The following is a 16,440-nucleotide window of genomic DNA, read 5'->3' as shown; positions in this document are numbered from 1 at the left end:
GGACAATGGGGCTCATGCCTTCCGTACTGCCCGATGGTGAGACCGTGCCCGAGACCGGGGCGCTGCCCGCGCACGCCCTGGAGGGGGCGGCCGAGCGGCCCCTCGGGTTCTACCTGCACGTTCCGTACTGCGCCACGCGCTGCGGCTACTGCGACTTCAACACGTACACGGCGAGCGAGCTGCGCGGCACCGGCGGCGTGCTCGCCTCCCGGGACAACTACGCCGAGCAGGTCACCGAGGAGATCCGGCTCGCCCGCAAGGTGCTCGGCGACGACCCCCGGCCGGTGCGGACCGTCTTCGTCGGCGGCGGCACGCCCACGCTGCTCGCCGCCGGGGACCTCGTACGGATGCTCGCGGCCGTCCGCGAGGAGTTCGGGCTCGCGGACGACGCCGAGGTGACGACCGAGGCGAACCCGGAGTCGGTGGACCCCGCGTACCTGGAGGAGCTGCGGGCCGGCGGCTTCAACCGGATCTCCTTCGGGATGCAGAGCGCCAGACAGCACGTCCTGAAGGTCCTCGACCGGACTCACACGCCCGGCCGCCCGGAGGCCTGCGTCGCCGAGGCGCGGGCCGCCGGATTCGAGCACGTCAACCTGGACCTGATCTACGGCACGCCCGGGGAGTCCGACGACGACTGGCGGGCCTCGCTCGACGCGGCGATCGGCGCCGGGCCGGACCACGTCAGCGCCTACGCCCTGATCGTCGAGGAGGGTACGCAGCTCGCCCGGAGGATCCGGCGCGGCGAGGTGCCGATGACCGACGACGACGTGCACGCCGACCGGTACCTGATCACCGAGGACGTCCTCTCCCAGGCCGGATTCGAGTGGTACGAGGTGTCCAACTGGGCCACCTCGGAGGCCGGGCACTGCCTCCACAACGAGCTGTACTGGCGCGGCGCGGACTGGTGGGGCGCGGGGCCGGGCGCGCACAGCCACGTCGGCGGGGTGCGCTGGTGGAACGTGAAGCACCCGGGCGCGTACGCGGCGGCGCTGGCCGGCGGGAAGTCGCCGGGCGCCGGGCGTGAGCTGCTGTCGGACGAGGACCGGCGGGTGGAGCGGGTGCTGCTCGAACTGCGGCTGCGGGACGGCGTCGAGCTCTCGCTGCTGCGGCCGGCCGGGCTCGCTGCGGCTTCGCGGGCGCTGGCGGACGGGCTGCTGGACGCGGAGCCGTACGCCGAGGGGAGAGCCGTCCTGACCCTGCGGGGCCGTCTGCTCGCCGACGCGGTCGTGCGGGACCTGGTGGACTGAGGTTCAGGCGGGGTGCGGGCACCCCGCCGGAACGGTGGTCCTACGGCGCCGTCACGAAGTCGATCAGTTCCTCCACGCGGCCCAGGAGCGCCGGCTCCAGGTCCTTGTAGCTCGTGACCCTCGACAGGATGTGCTGCCAGGCCGCGCCCGTGTTCTCCGGCCAGCCCAGGGCGCGGCACACGCCCGTCTTCCAGTCCTGGCCGCGCGGGACCGTCGGCCAGGCCGGGATGCCCAGGGACGACGGCTTCACCGCCTCCCAGACGTCGATGTACGGGTGGCCCACCACCAGCACGTCCGGAGAGGTCACCTGGGCGGCGATGCGGGACTCCTTCGAGCCCGGGACCAGGTGGTCCACGAGGACCCCCAGACGCGCGTCCGGCGCCGGGCCGAACTCCGCCACGATCGCCGGCAGGTCGTCGACCCCCTCCAGGTACTCCACCACCACGCCCTCGATCCGCAGGTCGTCGCCCCAGACCCGCTCCACGAGCTCGGCGTCGTGCCGGCCCTCCACGTAGATCCGGCCGGCCCGCGCCACGCGCGCGCGGGCGCCCGGCACCGCGACCGAACCGGATGCCGTACGGGTCGGCCGGGCCGGTCCGCCCGTCACCGGCCGCACCAGCGTCACCACCCGGCCCTCCAGGAGGAAGCCGCGTGGTTCCATCGGGAAGACCCGGTGCTTGCCGAAGCGGTCCTCCAGCGTCACGGTGCCCGCCTCACAGCGGATCACCGCCCCGCAGAAGCCCGTCGCGACCTCCTCGACCACGAGGTCACGGTCGGCCGGGACCTCCGGGACGGGCTTCGGCTTCTTCCAGGACGGCGTCAGGTCCGGGTTGTAGCTGCGCATCCCGGTGACGTTAGGCGACGTGGAAGCGCTGTGCCAGTTCATCGCGTTGTGCCCGCACGAACGTGGCGTCCACCACCGCCCCGTGCCCCGGCACGTACGCCGCGTCCTCGCCGCCGAGCCCCAGCAGCCGGTCCAGGGCGTCCGGCCAGCGGGAGGGGATCGCGTCCGGGCCCGCCTGCGGCTCGCCCGACTCCTCGACCAGGTCCCCGCAGAAGACCACCTCCGGACCGCCCGGCACCAGGAGCACCAGGTCGTGGCCCGTGTGCCCGGGACCGACGTTCGCCAGGAGGACCTGCCGGCCGCCCAGGTCGAGCGTCCACTCGCCGGAGACCACGTGCCGCGGGGCCACCAGCACGTCCACGGCCTCCGCTGCCTCCGCCGCGTCGAGCCCGTGCCGCACCGCGTCGCCGCGCAGCGCCTCCGCGGCCCGGGCCCCGCCGAGCAGCGCGTCGGAGCCGACCGCGCCGAAGACCTCCGCACCCGCGAAGGCCGCGGTGCCCAGCACATGGTCGAAATGGGGGTGGCTCAGTGCGATGTGCGTCACTCTCCGGCCGTTCGTCAGCTCCGCGATCTGGCTCCGCAGCTCGGCGCCCTCCGCGAGCGAGGAGCCCGTGTCGTACAGCAGCACGGCCCTCTCGCCCAGTACCAGTCCCACCGTGGCGTCCCAGCGGGGCAGCCGTCGCCGGCCCACCCCGTCCGCGAGCCGCTCCCATCCGTACGCTTCCCAATCCAGGTCCATACGGCGACGCTAACCGGTGGGGGCGCCGCCTCCTTGCCAGGAGCGACGCCCGCCGCCGTACACTGGCCGGGGGATCGCTGGCACTCGGACAGGGTGAGTGCCAAAAGCGGAGCAACCGGAACGACGTCGACAGCTGGAGGTGCGCCACGATGCTCAGCGAACGCAGGCTCGAGGTCCTGCGCGCCATCGTCCAGGACTACGTCGGGACGGAGGAGCCCGTCGGCTCCAAGGCGCTCACCGAACGCCACAAGCTCGGCGTCTCGCCCGCCACCGTGCGCAACGACATGGCCGTGCTGGAGGAGGAGGGCTTCATCGCCCAGCCTCACACCAGCGCCGGCCGCATCCCGACCGACAAGGGCTACCGGCTCTTCGTCGACCGGCTCGCCGGCGTCAAGCCGCTGTCGACGCCCGAGCGCCGGGCCATCCACAACTTCCTCGACGGCGCGGTGGACCTGGACGACGTCGTCGGCCGCACGGTCCGGCTGCTCGCACAGCTGACCCGTCAGGTCGCCGTCGTCCAGTACCCCTCGCTGACCCGTTCGACCGTCCGGCACGTGGAGCTGCTCTCGCTGGCCCCCGCCCGCCTGATGCTGGTGCTCATCACCGACACCGGCCGCGTCGAGCAGCGGGTCATCGACTGCCCCGCGCCCTTCGGCGAGACCTCCCTCGCCGACCTGCGCGCCCGGCTCAACAGCCGGGTCGTCGGCCGGCGGTTCGCCGACGTGCCGCAGCTGGTGCAGGACCTCCCCGAGTCCTTCGAGGAGGCCGAGGACCGCGCCACGGTCTCGACCGTGCTCGCGACCCTCCTCGAATCCCTGGTCGAGGAGCACGAGGAGCGGCTGATGATCGGCGGCACCGCCAATCTCACCCGCTTCGGACACGACTTCCCCCTGATGATCAGGCCCGTCCTTGAAGCCCTGGAGGAGCAGGTCGTGCTCCTCAAGCTGCTCGGCGAGGCCAAGGAATCGGGCATGACCGTACGCATCGGGCACGAGAACGCCCACGAGGGGCTGAGCTCCACGTCCGTCGTCTCGGTCGGCTACGGTTCGGGCGGCGAGGCAGTCGCCAAACTCGGCGTGGTCGGACCGACCCGCATGGACTACCCCGGAACGATGGGAGCGGTACGCGCAGTGGCACGTTACGTCGGACAGATCCTGGCGGAGTCGTAAGTGGCCACGGACTACTACGCCGTACTCGGCGTGCGCCGCGACGCGTCCCAGGACGAGATCAAGAAGGCGTTCCGGAGGCTCGCCCGCGAGCTGCATCCGGACGTCAATCCCGATCCGAAGACGCAGGAACGCTTCAAGGAGATCAACGCCGCCTACGAGGTCCTCTCGGACCCGCAGAAGAAGCAGGTCTACGACCTCGGCGGTGACCCCCTCTCGGCCTCCGGCGGAGGCGGCGCGGGCGGCTTCGGGGCCGGTGGCTTCGGCAACTTCTCCGACATCATGGACGCCTTCTTCGGTACGGCCTCGCAGCGCGGCCCACGCTCGCGGACCCGCCGCGGCCAGGACGCCATGATCCGTCTGGAGATCGACCTCAACGAGGCGGCCTTCGGCACGACCAAGGACATCCAGGTCGACACGGCGGTCGTCTGCACGACCTGCTCGGGCGAGGGCGCCGCTCCCGGCACGTCCGCGCAGACCTGTGACATGTGCCGCGGCCGTGGCGAGGTCTCCCAGGTCACCCGGTCCTTCCTCGGCCAGGTCATGACCTCCCGGCCCTGCCCGCAGTGTCAGGGCTTCGGCACCGTCGTGCCGACCCCGTGCCCCGAGTGCGCGGGCGACGGGCGCGTGCGCTCGCGCCGGACGCTGACGGTGAAGATCCCGGCCGGTGTCGACAACGGCACCCGGATCCAGCTCGCGGGCGAGGGCGAGGTCGGCCCCGGCGGCGGCCCCGCCGGCGACCTGTACGTCGAGATCCACGAGGTCCCGCACGAGACCTTCCAGCGGCGCGGCGACGACCTGCACTGCACGGTCACCCTGCCGATGACGGCGGCCGCGCTCGGTACCAAGGTGCAGCTGCAGACCCTCGACGGCCTCGAGGAGATCGACGTCCGCCCGGGCACCCAGTCCGGCCAGTCGATCCCGCTGCACGGCCGTGGCGTCACCCACCTCCGCGGCAACGGCCGGGGCGACCTGATCGTGCACGTCGAGGTGCAGACCCCCGGCAAGCTCGACGCGGAGCAGGAGCGGCTCCTGCGCGAACTGGCCAAGCTGCGTGGCGAGGAGCGGCCCACCGGCCAGTTCCAGCCGGGGCAGCAAGGCCTGTTCTCCCGCTTGAAGGACGCGTTCAACGGGCGGACCTGACGTTGCTGGGGGTCCGGGGGTCGGCCCCCCGGGTCAGCACAGTCAGCCGGGGCAGCAGGGGCTGTTCTCCCGCCTGAAGGACGCGTTCAACGGGCGGACCTGACCGGATCGGAAAGGGGCGGCACCCGTGGCTACGGGTGCCGCCCCTTACGTACCTGACGTACGAATTCGGCCCCGAAGCAGGGGCATGGCACGATGCCCATATGTCCACCACCGCACTGAACGATCTGTCTCGGCATCCGATCGTGCAGGCCCCCATGGCGGGTGGCGGCTCCTGTCCCGAGCTGGTCGGAGCGGTCTGCGAGGCGGGCGCGCTCGGCTTCCTGGCCGGCGGATACAAGACGGCCGGCGGCCTGTACCAGGAGATCAAGCAGGTACGCGGGCTCACCGCGCGTCCCTTCGGCGTCAACCTCTTCCTGCCGCAGAGCGGGCCGTCCGCGGACCCCGCCGCCATCGAGGTCTACCGGCACCAGCTCGCCGGCGAGGCCACCTGGTACGGGACGCAGCTCGGCGAGACCGACGTCTGCCGCGACGACGCCTACGACGCCAAACTGGCCATCCTCCTGGAGGACCCGGTCCGCGTCGTCTCCTTCACCTTCGGCTGCCCCGAACCGGAGGCGCTCGCCGCCTTCGCCCGCGCCGGTACGTTCACGATCGTCACCGTCACCTCCGCCGACGAGGCACTCGCCGCCCAGCGGGCCGGTGCCGACGCGATCTGCGTCCAGGGCGTCGAGGCCGGCGGACACCAGGGCACGTACCGCGACGACCCGGCCGACGACGGAGCCCAGGGCACCGGGCTGCTCGCCCTCGTCACCCGGATCCGCGAGAGCGTCGCCCTGCCGATCGTCGCCGCCGGCGGGATCATGCGCGGTGCCCAGATCGCCGCCGTCCTCGCCGCCGGCGCCGAGGCCGCCCAGCTCGGCACCGCCTTCCTCTGCTGCCCCGAGTCCGGCGCCCACCCGCTGCACAAGCGGGCCCTGACCGACCCGCTGTTCACCCGGACCGCCTTCACCCGGGCCTTCTCCGGGCGCCCGGCCCGCGGCCTCGTCAACCGCTTCATGCGCGAACACGGGCCGTACGCCCCCTCCGCCTATCCCGAGATCCACCACCTCACCGCGCCGCTCCGCAAGGCCGCCGCCACCGCCGGCGACGCCCAGGGCATGGCCCTGTGGGCCGGCCAGGGCCACCGGCTCGCCCGTGAACTCCCCGCCGGGCACCTGGTCGAGGTGCTGGCCGCCGAACTCGACACCGCCCTCTCCGACCTCTCCGGGTCCGCCCACAGGAGCGCTTCATGACCGCACCCGTCTTCGTCGTCGACACCGTCCCCGGCACCGGCACCTTCGTCCTCGAAGGCTCCGAGGGGCGGCACGCCGTCTCCGTGAAGCGGCTCCAGGGCGGGGAGGACCTCGTCCTCACCGACGGCCGGGGCCGCTGGGCGGACTGCGTGGTGCTCGCGGCCGAGGGCAAGGACCGGCTGACCGTCCAGGTGTCGGGCGACCACGAGGACGCCGCGGAGGAGCCCCGGATCACCGTGGTCCAGGCGCTGCCCAAGGGCGACCGGGGTGAACTCGCCGTCGAGACCATGACGGAGACCGGGGTGGACGCCGTGGTCCCGTGGGCCGCCTCCCGCTGCATCACCCAGTGGAAGGGCGACCGGGGCCTCAAGGCGCTCGCCAAGTGGCGGTCCACCGCGCGCGAGGCCGGCAAGCAGTCGCGCCGCACCCGGTTCCCCGAGGTGACCGACCTGATGACGACCAAGCAGGTCGCCGCGCTCCTCGCGGACGCCGACTTCGCGGCCGTCCTGCACGAGGACCGCGACCACCCGAGCGGCGCGCTCGCCACCGCGGACCTTCCCGGGAAGGGCTCGATCGTGCTGATCGTCGGCCCCGAGGGCGGGGTCTCGCCGCAGGAGCTCGCCGCGTTCGAGGAGGCCGGGGCGAAGCCGTACCGGCTGGGCCGCAGCGTGCTCCGGACGTCCACCGCCGGGACGGCGGCGACGGCGCTCGTGCTGGGGCGCACGGGGCGCTGGAACTAGCCGGGACCGCCCGCCTTAGGCTGACCGCATGGCCGACGAGTCTCCCCTGATCCGCAGTCTGCGCGCCGCCGTGGCCGCCGCACCCGGTGACGTACCCCTGCGTCTTCACTTCGCCGAACTCCTCCTCTCCGAAGGGCGGAACGACGAGGCCGTGACGGAGGCGGCCGTCGCGCTCCAGCACGCGCCGGGGGACGCGGACGCGCGGGCGCTGATGATGCGGGCGATGGGCGTGCCGCCGGTCGAGCAGTCCACGGGGAAGCCGGTCGACGAGCCGTCCACGGGGAAGCCGGCCGACGAGCAGTCCCTGGGGAAGCCGGTCGACGAGCCCGCCGCCAGGCCCGTCGACCAGCCCGCCGCCGACCGGCCCTCCTTCGACTGGGACGCCGCCGAGCAGCAGGTCCAGGACCTCGTCGGCCCCCGGTTCCTGGAGGATCCGCAGGCCGCCGACGGCGAGGGGGCCGCCGGGGACGCCGCCGCCTGGGACGTCGACGCCCCCGGCGCCGTACGCCTCGCCGACGTCGGCGGCATGGAGGAGGTCAAGGACCGCCTCGAAGCCGCGTTCCTCGCGCCCATGCGCAACCCCGAACTGCGGCGGCTCTACGGCAAGTCGCTCCGTGGCGGCCTGCTCCTCTACGGGCCGCCCGGCTGCGGCAAGACCTTCATCGCGCGGGCCGTCGCCGGCGAACTCGGCGCGAACTTCCTCACCGTCTCGCTCTCCGACGTCCTCGACATGTGGATCGGCGCCTCCGAGAAGAACATCCACGACATCTTCGAGACCGCCCGCCGCCAGGCCCCCTGCGTCGTCTTCCTCGACGAGCTGGACGCCCTCGGGGCCAAGCGCTCCCGCACCCACCACAGCGGCCTGCGCAACGTCGTCAACCAGCTCCTCACCGAGCTCGACGGCATCGCGAGCGGCGCCGGCAACGAGGGCGTCTTCGTGCTCGCCGCCACCAACGTGCCCTGGGACGTGGACATCGCGCTCCGCCGCCCCGGCCGCCTCGACCGCACCCTGCTCGTGCTGCCGCCGGACGCCACCGCCCGCGAGGCGATCCTCCGCTACCACCTGCGCGAGCGCCCCATCGAGGCCGTCGACCTGGGCAAGCTGGTCAAGGCCACCGAGGACTTCTCGGGCGCCGACCTCGCCCACGTCTGCGAGACGGCCGCCGAGGCCGCGCTCCTCGACTCCGCCCGCAGCGGCTCCGTACGCCTGATCACCACCAAGGACCTGCTGGGCGCGGCCAAGCAGATCAAGCCGTCCACGGAGCCGTGGTTCGCCGCCGCCAGGAACGTCGCCATGTTCGCCAACGAGGGCGGCCTGTACGACGACCTCCTCGCCCACCTCAAGCGGAAGCGCAAGCTGTGACCACCCCGACCGCCCTCCTGCGGGCCGAGGCCCTGTACGACACCGGGCGGTACGCACAGGCGGGGGAGCTCGTCGCCCAGCACCTGGCGGCCGAACCGGAGGACGCCGAGGCGCTCGTCCTGCTCGCCCGCTGCCACCACCGCGCCGAGGACCACGCGGCCGCCCTGGACGCCGTGGACCGGGCGCTGAGCGCCCAACCCGAGCTGCTCATGGCCTGGCTGATGCGTGTCCAGATCCTGCTGGGCCTGCGGCGGTTCCCGGACGCCGAGGCCTCCGCCCGGTACGCCGTCCAGCTCGCCCCGCAGTACTGGGGCACCCACTACGCCCTCGGTACGGCGCTGGCCCAGTTCGGGGAGCACGCGCGCACGCCCGCGCGGAGCGTCGAGGCGTACGAGGCGGCCAGGGCCGCCGTCAGCCTCGCCCCCGAGGAGGACGCCGCCCACTTCCTGGTCGGGCTCACCGCGCAGCGCCGGGGCGACCACGCCACCGCGCAGCGCGCGTACGAGACGACGCTGCGGCTCAACCCGCAGAGCAGCGAGGCCCACAACAACCTGTCGCTGCTGCGGCTGCGGCGCCGCTGGTTCCGGCGCGGGGCCTGGACGCAGGCCGCCGAGGGCTTCGTCGCCTCCGCCGCGCTCGACCTCCAGGACCGCAAGGCCCGCTACAACCTGGAGGCCATGGCCTGGAACACCGTCGCCGGGTCCCGCTGGGTGGCCCTCGTCGGTTTCGTCGCCTCCACGTTCGGCTCCGCCCCGGTCCGTACCGGAGCCACCGGGGCGGAGGCGTTCGTCCCCCTCGCGATCGGCGCGGCCGTGTTCCTCGGCGCGTGGGGCGGCTGGGTGCTGTGGATGGGGCGCCGGGTGCCGCCCCGGCTGCGCCGCCCGCTGTTCCTCGTGGCGCGCTCCTGCCGGCCCGTGATCGCGATGGCCACGGCCGTGGGGCTGCTCGGCCTCTACTCGCTGGTGACGATGGCCCTGTGGTCGTTCGACGCGGGCGTGATCGGCGGGCTGGGGACCCCCCTGTTCTGGGCCGTGATCATCACGTACTGGGTGAGCCGCTCCGCCCTGAACCGGCGCGCCCCCAAGGACTGACGGCCCGGACACGGCCTGGGGGCCGGGGATGTCGGAGGCGGCGGATAGCATGCGCGTGGAGTGACCGACGAGGCGAGGAGGCCCAGGGCCATGGCCGGAGAGCCGCAGAGCGACTGCCTGTTCTGCAAGATCGTGGCGGGCGAGGTGCCCGCGACGATCGTGCGCGAGACGGAGACGACCGTCGCGTTCCGCGACATCAACCCGCAGGCGCCCACCCACGTCCTCGTGATCCCCCGCCTCCACTACCCGGACGCCGCGTCGCTCGCCGCCGGCGCCCCGACCGTCGCCGCCGACGTGCTGCGCGAGGCCGGGGAGATCGCCGCCCAGGAGAAGACCGCGGACAGCGGCTACCGCATCGTGCTCAACACGGGCGCGGGCGCCGGCCAGACCGTCTTCCACGCCCACGCGCACGTGCTCGGCGGCCGCGGCCTCAACTGGCCCCCCGGATAACCCGTGTCCGTACGCGAACTGGTCGTCCTCGGGACCGCGAGCCAGGTCCCGACCCGGCACCGCAACCACAACGGCTATCTGCTCCGCTGGGACGGACAGGGCATCCTCTTCGATCCCGGTGAGGGCACCCAGCGCCAGATGCTGCGGGCCGGCGTCGCCGCGCACGACATCCACCGCATCTGCGTGACGCACTTCCACGGCGACCACTCGCTCGGCCTGGCCGGGGTGATCCAGCGGATCAACCTCGACCAGGTCCCGCACCCGGTCACCGCGCACTACCCGGCGAGCGGACAGCACTTCTTCGAGCGCCTGCGGTACGCGACGGCCTACCGCGAGACCGTGCGGCTGACCGAGTCGCCCGTCGCCGCCGACGGGCCGCTCGCCGTCACGGAGGCGTACACCCTCGACGCGTGCCGGCTCTCGCACCCCGTCGAGTCCTACGGCTACCGGCTCACCGAGCCCGACGGGCGCCGCATCCTGCCCGAGAAGCTGGCCGCGCACGGCATCAAGGGCCCCGACGTGGGCCGGATCCAGCGCGACGGCGTCCTGAACGGGGTGAGCCTCGACGAGGTCAGCGAGGTCCGGCGCGGGCAGCGCTTCGCCTTCGTCATGGACACCCGGCTCTGCGACGGCGTGCACGCCCTCGCCGAGGGCACCGACCTGCTCGTCATCGAGTCGACCTTCCTCGACGAGGACGTCCGGCTCGCCACCGACCACGGCCACCTGACGGCCGGACAGGCCGCGTCGGTCGCCCGGGACGCGGGCGTACGGCATCTCGTCCTGACCCACTTCTCGCAGCGCTACTCCGACCCGGCCGAGTTCGAGCGGCAGGCGCGGGCGGCCGGGTTCGACGGCGAACTGAGCATTGCCCAGGACCTCATGAGGGTCCCCGTACCGAAACGAACGTGAACATGCCCGTACCCAAGGCCGAACTGCACCTCCACATCGAAGGCACCCTCGAACCCGAGCTGGCCTTCGCGCTCGCCGCGCGCAACGGCGTCACCCTGCCGTACGCGGACACCGAGGAGCTGCGCCGGGCGTACCGCTTCAGCGACCTCCAGTCCTTCCTCGACCTCTACTACGGCCTGATGGCCGTGCTGCGGACCGCCGACGACTTCACGGAGCTCGCCGACGCCTATCTGGAGCGGGCCGCCGCCCAGGGCGTCCGGCACGCCGAGATCTTCTTCGACCCGCAGGCGCACACCGCCCGCGGGATCGGCATCGGCACCGTGATCGAAGGCCTCGGCGCCTCCCTCGAACGCTCCGAGGAGCGGTACGGGATCTCCACCCGGCTCATCCTGTGCTTCCTGCGCGACGAGTCGGCGGAGTCGGCGCTCGCGACCCTGGAGGCCGCCAAGCCCTACCTGGACCGGATCACCGGGGTCGGCCTGGACTCGGCGGAGGTCGGCCACCCGCCGGCGAAGTTCCGCGAGGTCTACGAGGCCGCCGGGGCGCTCGGACTGCGCAAGGTCGCCCACGCGGGCGAGGAGGGCCCCGCCGCCTACGTGCGGGAGGCCCTCGACGTCCTCGGTGTGGAGCGGATCGACCACGGCCTGCGCTGCATGGAGGACCCGGAGCTCGTCGACCGGCTGGCCCGGGAGCGGGTGCCGTTGACCCTCTGCCCCCTGTCGAACGTACGGCTGCGCGTCATCGACACCCTGGCCGACCACCCGCTGCCCGCGATGATGGCGGCGGGGCTCCTGGTGACCGTGAACTCGGACGACCCGGCGTACTTCGGCGGATACGCGGGGGACAACTTCGACGGGGTGCGGGAGGCGCTCGGGCTGGGACCGGAGCAGCTCCGGGAGCTGGCCCGCAACTCGTTCACGGCGTCCTTCCTGGACGACGACGAGCCCCGCAGGGCGCGGTACCTCGCGGAGGTGGACGCGTACGCCTTCGACGGGGAGCGCGGGTAGCGCCTCCGGGGGGTCGGCCTCTCAGCCCCGGTCGCTCGGCCTCGCCAGCCGGTACGCCGACTTCGCCGGCCGGCGGCGACCCGCCGGGACCCGGATCGGGGCGACCTCCTGCTCCGGAGCGCCCATCTGGGGAACCAGCGGCGGGGTCGCCGCCGCCGTGCCCGCCAGGACCGCCGCCGGCGCGCCGCCCCTGCGGCGGATCGAGCCCGGCACCAGGGGACGGCCGGAGGCGTGGCGGGCCACCGCCGTCATCGGGACCGCGACCAGGAGCAGCAGGGCGCACAGGACGAGGCCCATGCCCGGGTATCCGGCGGCCTCCGACAGCAGGCTGCCGGTCACCGGGCCGCAGGCCACGCCCAGCGAGGACGCCGAGCCGACCAGGACGGCCCACCGGCCGCGCGGGTCGAGCGAGGCGGCCAGGCCCAGGAGGTACGACAGGACGACCGGGTAGACGGCGTTCCACAGGATCTCGCCGGTCGCGAACGAGGCCAGGCCCCCGGCCGCCGAGCTGAGCAGCACGCACCCGGCGATGAGGACGGTGCCCGCCCCGATCGGCACCGCCCGGCCGAGGCGTGAGCCCAGCGCCCCGGCCGCAGTGACCCCGGCGAGCCCGGCACCGAGCGCCGCCGCGAAGACCGCGCCGACGGTGACCTCGGAGAGCCCGGCCTGGGTGAGCCCGATGCGGCCGCTCACGCCCCACAGCGCGTTCTGCGCGAGGGACCAGCACAGGATGCCGGCGGCGAGGACGATCCCGGCCCGGCGGTACGGGAGGGGGCCGGATGCCGTCGCCGTCTCCCGCACCGCACGCGTGGCGCCCGGCAGACGGCCCGTCAGCGGCCACACCAGGACCGCCGCGCAGGCGATGGCGAGCAGCGGCGGCGCGTGCCCGCCGGCCAGGTGAGGAAGGGTCAGGTACAGGGCGCCCGCCGTCGCCGAGACGGTGAGCAGGCCGAGCGTGGAGGCCCGGTGCGGATCCCGCTGGCCGGCGATCCCGGCGGCGGCCACGGCCGTCGCCGTACCCGAGCCGATGCCGCCGAGGACGCAGCCCGCGACCACCAGGGGCACCGCGCCGGTCGCGGCGGCGGAGCCGTATCCGACCGCCATCGCGAGCAGGCCCGCGCGGGCCGTCCGGCGCGGCCCGGTCCGCTCGCCGCGCGCGGCGAGCGTGAAACCGGCGGACGAGGAGCCGAGCAGCAGCACGGAGCCGACCAGACCCGCCTGCGCGGGGGTCAGGGCGAGGCCTGCGGAGAGCCGGCCGACGACGGTGGGCAGCAGGTACGGGGCGAGGTAACCGGCCGTGAAGAGGGCGACGAGGGCGACGAGGGCCCCCGGGACGCGCGGGCGCGACGACATGGGCGTTCCAGGAACTGAACAGGGGGATGAGACGGCACCCGGAGATCCACGGGGTCGCGGCACCATGTGTATCAAGCATCGGAGTGGGCGGAGAAGGCGGTATCCCCCCATTCGGTCTGTGATATGGGTCACGATCGGTTTGGGATGGGTGGGGCGGGGCAACGCGCGAAGGGCGTGTTGCGTCACCCCCGTCTCCCCACCCCCATCGGGCACACTGTCCAGATCAGCACCACGGTGCCGATCCGCCGCACCACGACCGGGGAGTCCGCCGTGACCACAGCAAGGGGAGACCAGCCGCCACACGACGCCGGGGTCGACCCTCTGGTGTGCCTGCGCGAGCCCACCGACCCCGCCTGCGACGTCTTCCTGACCGGCACGGTCTTCCTCGACATCATCTTCACCGGCCTCGACAGCGCGCCCGTCCGCGGCACCGAGTCCTGGGCCCGCGGCATGGGATCGAGCCCCGGCGGCGTCGCCAACATGGCCACCGCCCTCGCCCGCCTCGGCCTGCGCACCTCCCTCGCCGCCGCCTTCGGTGACGACCACTACGGCGAGTACTGCTGGGACGCCCTGGAGCAGGGCGAGGGCATCGACCTCTCCCTCTCCCGCACCGTCCCCGGCTGGCACTCCCCGGTCACCGTCTCCATGGCCTACGAGGGGGAGCGGACCATGGTCTCCCACGGGCACGAGGCCCCACCCGTCGACGCCGTCGGCGCCCCGCCCGCCTACCCGCCGCACGCGCGCGCGGCCGTCGCCTCCCTGGCCCCCGGCCGCGACGAGGAGTGGGTCGCCCGGGCCGCCCGCGGCGGCGCCAAGGTCTTCGCGGACGTCGGCTGGGACGACACCGGCCGCTGGGACCTGGCCGCCCTCGGCGACCTGGAGCACTGCGAGGCCTTCCTGCCCAACGCCGCCGAGGCGATGCGCTACACCCGCACCGACTGCCCCAGGGCCGCCGCCCGCGCCCTCGCCGACAAGGTCCGCTACGCCGTCGTCACGCTCGGTGCCGAGGGCGCCTACGCCGTCGACGGCGCCACCGGCGAGACCGCCGAGGTGCCCGCCATCCAGGTCTCCGCCCTCGACCCGACCGGCGCCGGGGACGTCTTCGTCGCCGGGTTCGTCACCGGCACCCTCGCCGACTGGCCCCTCGCCGACCGGCTCGCCTTCGCCGGCCTCACCGCCGCCCTCTCCGTCCAGGAGTTCGGCGGCTCCCTCTCCGCCCCCACCTGGGACGAGATCGCCGCCTGGTGGCAGCAGGCACAGGGCCACGCCATGCAGGACCCCCAGGCCCTGCGCGCCCGCTACGCCTTCCTGGAGCGGCTCCTGCCGGCCCCCGCCCGCCCCTGGCCGCTGCGCCGGGCCGTGCCCACGATCGGCTTCCGCGCGGCCCATCCGTAAACCGCTACGGGCTTGTCGGTGCCAGGTCGTAGGCTTGGAGCCCAGAGGTTGTCGAGCGGCGAGAACCCTGCAACGGGAGGTATGCGCAGGCCACAGTGCCGGCCCATGACTCAGACACCCACAGCCCATGACGGGGCGCCCCAGGACGGGACGCCCGGACAGGCCCGCGCCCACTTCACCGTTCCCGCCAAGCACCCGATGGTCACCCTGCTCGGCTCGGGTGACGCGCTGCTCCGTGTGATCGAGCGGTCGTTCCCGCAGGCGGACATCCATGTCCGGGGCAACCAGGTCAGCGCGGTCGGCGACGCGGCGGAAGTCGCTCTGATCCAGCGCCTGTTCGACGAGATGATGCTGGTGCTCCGCACCGGACAGCCGATGACGGAGGACGCAGTGGAACGCTCGATCGCCATGCTCAGGGCGAGCGAGAACGGCTCGGAGGGCGGCGAGGAGACCCCCGCCGAGGTCCTCACGCAGAACATCCTGTCCAACCGGGGCCGCACGATCCGCCCCAAGACGCTCAACCAGAAGCGGTACGTCGACGCGATCGACAAGCACACGATCGTCTTCGGCATCGGACCCGCCGGTACGGGCAAGACCTACCTCGCCATGGCCAAGGCGGTCCAGGCCCTGCAGTCCAAGCAGGTCACCCGGATCATCCTGACCCGCCCGGCCGTCGAGGCCGGCGAGCGCCTCGGCTTCCTGCCCGGCACGCTCTACGAGAAGATCGACCCGTATCTGCGCCCGCTCTACGACGCCCTGCACGACATGCTCGACCCCGACTCGATCCCCAAGCTCATGGCGAGCGGGACGATCGAGGTCGCGCCCTTGGCGTACATGCGTGGCAGGACGCTCAACGACGCGTTCATCATCCTCGACGAGGCGCAGAACACGAACCCCGAGCAGATGAAGATGTTCCTCACCCGCCTCGGCTTCGACTCGAAGATCGTCATCACCGGTGACGTCACCCAGGTCGACCTGCCGAACGGGACGAAGAGCGGTCTGCGGCAGGTCCGCGACATCCTGGACGGCGTCCAGGACGTCCACTTCTCGACGCTCACGTCGCAGGATGTCGTCCGGCACAGGCTCGTCGGCCGTATCGTCGACGCGTACGAGCAGTACGACCTCCGCAACGAGAGCCGCGACGACAGCCGTGGCGACCATCGGCGCGGCCGTAACGGGAAGTAGAACGCAGAGCACATGTCGATCGACGTCAACAACGAGTCCGGTACCGAGGTCGACGAGCAGGCGATCCTCGACATCGCCCGCTACGCGCTCGCGCGCATGCGCATCCACCCGCTCTCCGAGCTCTCGGTGATCGTCGTGGACGCGGAGGCGATGGAGCAGCTCCACATCCAGTGGATGGACCTGCCCGGGCCGACGGACGTGATGTCCTTCCCGATGGACGAGCTGCGTCCACCGGCGAAGGACGACGACGAGCCCCCGCAGGGGCTCCTCGGCGACATCGTGCTCTGCCCCGAGGTCGCCACCCAGCAGGGCAAGGACGCGCCGACGGAGCACTCCATGGACGAGGAGCTCCAGCTCCTCACCGTCCACGGCGTGCTGCACCTCCTCGGGTACGACCACGAGGAGCCCGACGAGAAGGCCGAGATGTTCGGCCTCCAGGCGGCGATCGTCGACGGCTGGCGCGAGGAGAAGGGCCTGACCGGCCCGTCTCCCGCGCCGACCGTCTCCTGACCC

At 73.2% G+C, this 16,440-nt stretch carries 16 protein-coding genes; 13 read left to right on the top strand and 3 right to left on the bottom strand.

Annotated features, from left to right (window positions below):
- The first annotated feature begins 5 nt into the window (after positions 1-5).
- Positions 6-1,247 carry a radical SAM family heme chaperone HemW gene (gene hemW, locus AMK29_RS03520; protein WP_073807269.1) on the top strand — a complete coding sequence of 414 codons (1,242 nt, stop codon included), beginning with the start codon at positions 6-8 and terminating at the stop codon, positions 1,245-1,247.
- Positions 1,248-1,287: 40 nt separating this feature from the next.
- Here the strand turns inward: hemW and AMK29_RS03515 are convergent, their stop codons facing one another.
- Both AMK29_RS03515 and AMK29_RS03510 read right to left on the bottom strand, forming a co-directional pair.
- On the bottom strand, positions 1,288-2,091 hold the full coding sequence (locus AMK29_RS03515; protein ID WP_073807266.1) for a DUF3097 domain-containing protein: 804 nt from the start codon (positions 2,089-2,091) through the stop codon (positions 1,288-1,290).
- 10 nt (positions 2,092-2,101) lie between these two features.
- Positions 2,102-2,830, bottom strand: a complete 729-nt coding sequence (locus AMK29_RS03510) for an MBL fold metallo-hydrolase (RefSeq protein ID WP_073807263.1) — start codon at positions 2,828-2,830, stop codon at positions 2,102-2,104.
- Positions 2,831-2,979: 149 nt separating this feature from the next.
- On the opposite strand from AMK29_RS03510, the gene hrcA reads away from it, so the two are divergent.
- The 9 genes from hrcA (at position 2,980) to AMK29_RS03465 (ending at position 11,994) form a co-directional block, all read left to right on the top strand.
- Entirely contained in the window at positions 2,980-3,999 is a 1,020-nt protein-coding gene (gene hrcA / locus AMK29_RS03505; RefSeq protein WP_073807260.1) for a heat-inducible transcriptional repressor HrcA, read from the top strand.
- Positions 4,000-5,139, top strand: a complete 1,140-nt coding sequence (gene dnaJ, locus AMK29_RS03500) for a molecular chaperone DnaJ (RefSeq protein WP_073807257.1) — start codon at positions 4,000-4,002, stop codon at positions 5,137-5,139.
- Positions 5,140-5,342: 203 nt separating this feature from the next.
- On the top strand, positions 5,343-6,434 hold the full coding sequence (locus AMK29_RS03495; RefSeq protein WP_073807254.1) for a nitronate monooxygenase: 1,092 nt from the start codon (positions 5,343-5,345) through the stop codon (positions 6,432-6,434).
- Entirely contained in the window at positions 6,431-7,174 is a 744-nt protein-coding gene (locus AMK29_RS03490; RefSeq protein WP_073807251.1) for a 16S rRNA (uracil(1498)-N(3))-methyltransferase, read from the top strand. The genes AMK29_RS03495 and AMK29_RS03490 overlap by 4 nt, the downstream gene beginning before the upstream one ends.
- Positions 7,175-7,202: 28 nt before the next feature.
- On the top strand, positions 7,203-8,537 hold the full coding sequence (locus AMK29_RS03485; RefSeq protein ID WP_073807249.1) for an ATP-binding protein: 1,335 nt from the start codon (positions 7,203-7,205) through the stop codon (positions 8,535-8,537).
- Entirely contained in the window at positions 8,534-9,628 is a 1,095-nt protein-coding gene (locus AMK29_RS03480; protein ID WP_073807246.1) for a tetratricopeptide repeat protein, read from the top strand. The genes AMK29_RS03485 and AMK29_RS03480 overlap by 4 nt, the downstream gene beginning before the upstream one ends.
- A 90-nt stretch (positions 9,629-9,718) precedes the next feature.
- Positions 9,719-10,078, top strand: a complete 360-nt coding sequence (locus AMK29_RS03475) for a histidine triad nucleotide-binding protein (RefSeq protein ID WP_073807243.1) — start codon at positions 9,719-9,721, stop codon at positions 10,076-10,078.
- Between the two features lie 3 nt (positions 10,079-10,081).
- Positions 10,082-10,987, top strand: coding sequence for a ribonuclease Z (locus AMK29_RS03470; RefSeq protein WP_073807240.1), 906 nt, complete (start codon positions 10,082-10,084; stop codon positions 10,985-10,987).
- Between the two features lie 2 nt (positions 10,988-10,989).
- Positions 10,990-11,994: an adenosine deaminase gene (locus AMK29_RS03465; protein WP_073807238.1), complete on the top strand. Its 1,005-nt coding sequence runs from the start codon at positions 10,990-10,992 to the stop codon at positions 11,992-11,994.
- A 21-nt stretch (positions 11,995-12,015) separates the two neighbouring features.
- Here AMK29_RS03465 and AMK29_RS03460 read toward each other — a convergent pair whose 3' ends face one another.
- Complete coding sequence (locus tag AMK29_RS03460) at positions 12,016-13,347, bottom strand: MFS transporter (protein WP_073807235.1); 1,332 nt, start codon at positions 13,345-13,347, stop codon at positions 12,016-12,018.
- 270 nt (positions 13,348-13,617) lie between these two features.
- Between AMK29_RS03460 and AMK29_RS03455 the strand changes: the two genes are divergently transcribed.
- The 3 genes from AMK29_RS03455 to ybeY all read left to right on the top strand — a co-directional run bounded on the left by AMK29_RS03455 (position 13,618) and on the right by ybeY (position 16,437).
- Entirely contained in the window at positions 13,618-14,742 is a 1,125-nt protein-coding gene (locus tag AMK29_RS03455; protein WP_073808247.1) for a carbohydrate kinase family protein, read from the top strand.
- 105 nt (positions 14,743-14,847) lie between these two features.
- Positions 14,848-15,927, top strand: coding sequence for a PhoH family protein (locus AMK29_RS03450; protein ID WP_073807233.1), 1,080 nt, complete (start codon positions 14,848-14,850; stop codon positions 15,925-15,927).
- Between the two features lie 12 nt (positions 15,928-15,939).
- Entirely contained in the window at positions 15,940-16,437 is a 498-nt protein-coding gene (ybeY, locus tag AMK29_RS03445) for an rRNA maturation RNase YbeY (protein ID WP_073807230.1), read from the top strand.
- Positions 16,438-16,440 lie beyond the last annotated feature (3 nt).

This window comes from Streptomyces sp. CB02261, assembly GCF_001905665.1.
Classification (GTDB): domain Bacteria; phylum Actinomycetota; class Actinomycetes; order Streptomycetales; family Streptomycetaceae; genus Streptomyces.
The sequence above is the reverse complement of the archived record's forward strand: the minus strand, read 5'-3'. Positions and strand labels throughout refer to the sequence as shown.

Coding starts and splice junctions, on each gene's coding strand:
- hemW (WP_073807269.1), top strand. CDS start 6: ATGGGGCTCATGCCTTCCGTACTGCCCGATGGTGAGACCGTGCCCGAG.
- AMK29_RS03515 (WP_073807266.1), bottom strand. CDS start 2,091: ATGCGCAGCTACAACCCGGACCTGACGCCGTCCTGGAAGAAGCCGAAG.
- AMK29_RS03510 (WP_073807263.1), bottom strand. CDS start 2,830: ATGGACCTGGATTGGGAAGCGTACGGATGGGAGCGGCTCGCGGACGGG.
- hrcA (WP_073807260.1), top strand. CDS start 2,980: ATGCTCAGCGAACGCAGGCTCGAGGTCCTGCGCGCCATCGTCCAGGAC.
- AMK29_RS03495 (WP_073807254.1), top strand. CDS start 5,343: ATGTCCACCACCGCACTGAACGATCTGTCTCGGCATCCGATCGTGCAG.
- AMK29_RS03490 (WP_073807251.1), top strand. CDS start 6,431: ATGACCGCACCCGTCTTCGTCGTCGACACCGTCCCCGGCACCGGCACC.
- AMK29_RS03485 (WP_073807249.1), top strand. CDS start 7,203: ATGGCCGACGAGTCTCCCCTGATCCGCAGTCTGCGCGCCGCCGTGGCC.
- AMK29_RS03475 (WP_073807243.1), top strand. CDS start 9,719: ATGGCCGGAGAGCCGCAGAGCGACTGCCTGTTCTGCAAGATCGTGGCG.
- AMK29_RS03465 (WP_073807238.1), top strand. CDS start 10,990: ATGCCCGTACCCAAGGCCGAACTGCACCTCCACATCGAAGGCACCCTC.
- AMK29_RS03460 (WP_073807235.1), bottom strand. CDS start 13,347: ATGTCGTCGCGCCCGCGCGTCCCGGGGGCCCTCGTCGCCCTCGTCGCC.
- AMK29_RS03450 (WP_073807233.1), top strand. CDS start 14,848: ATGACTCAGACACCCACAGCCCATGACGGGGCGCCCCAGGACGGGACG.
- ybeY (WP_073807230.1), top strand. CDS start 15,940: ATGTCGATCGACGTCAACAACGAGTCCGGTACCGAGGTCGACGAGCAG.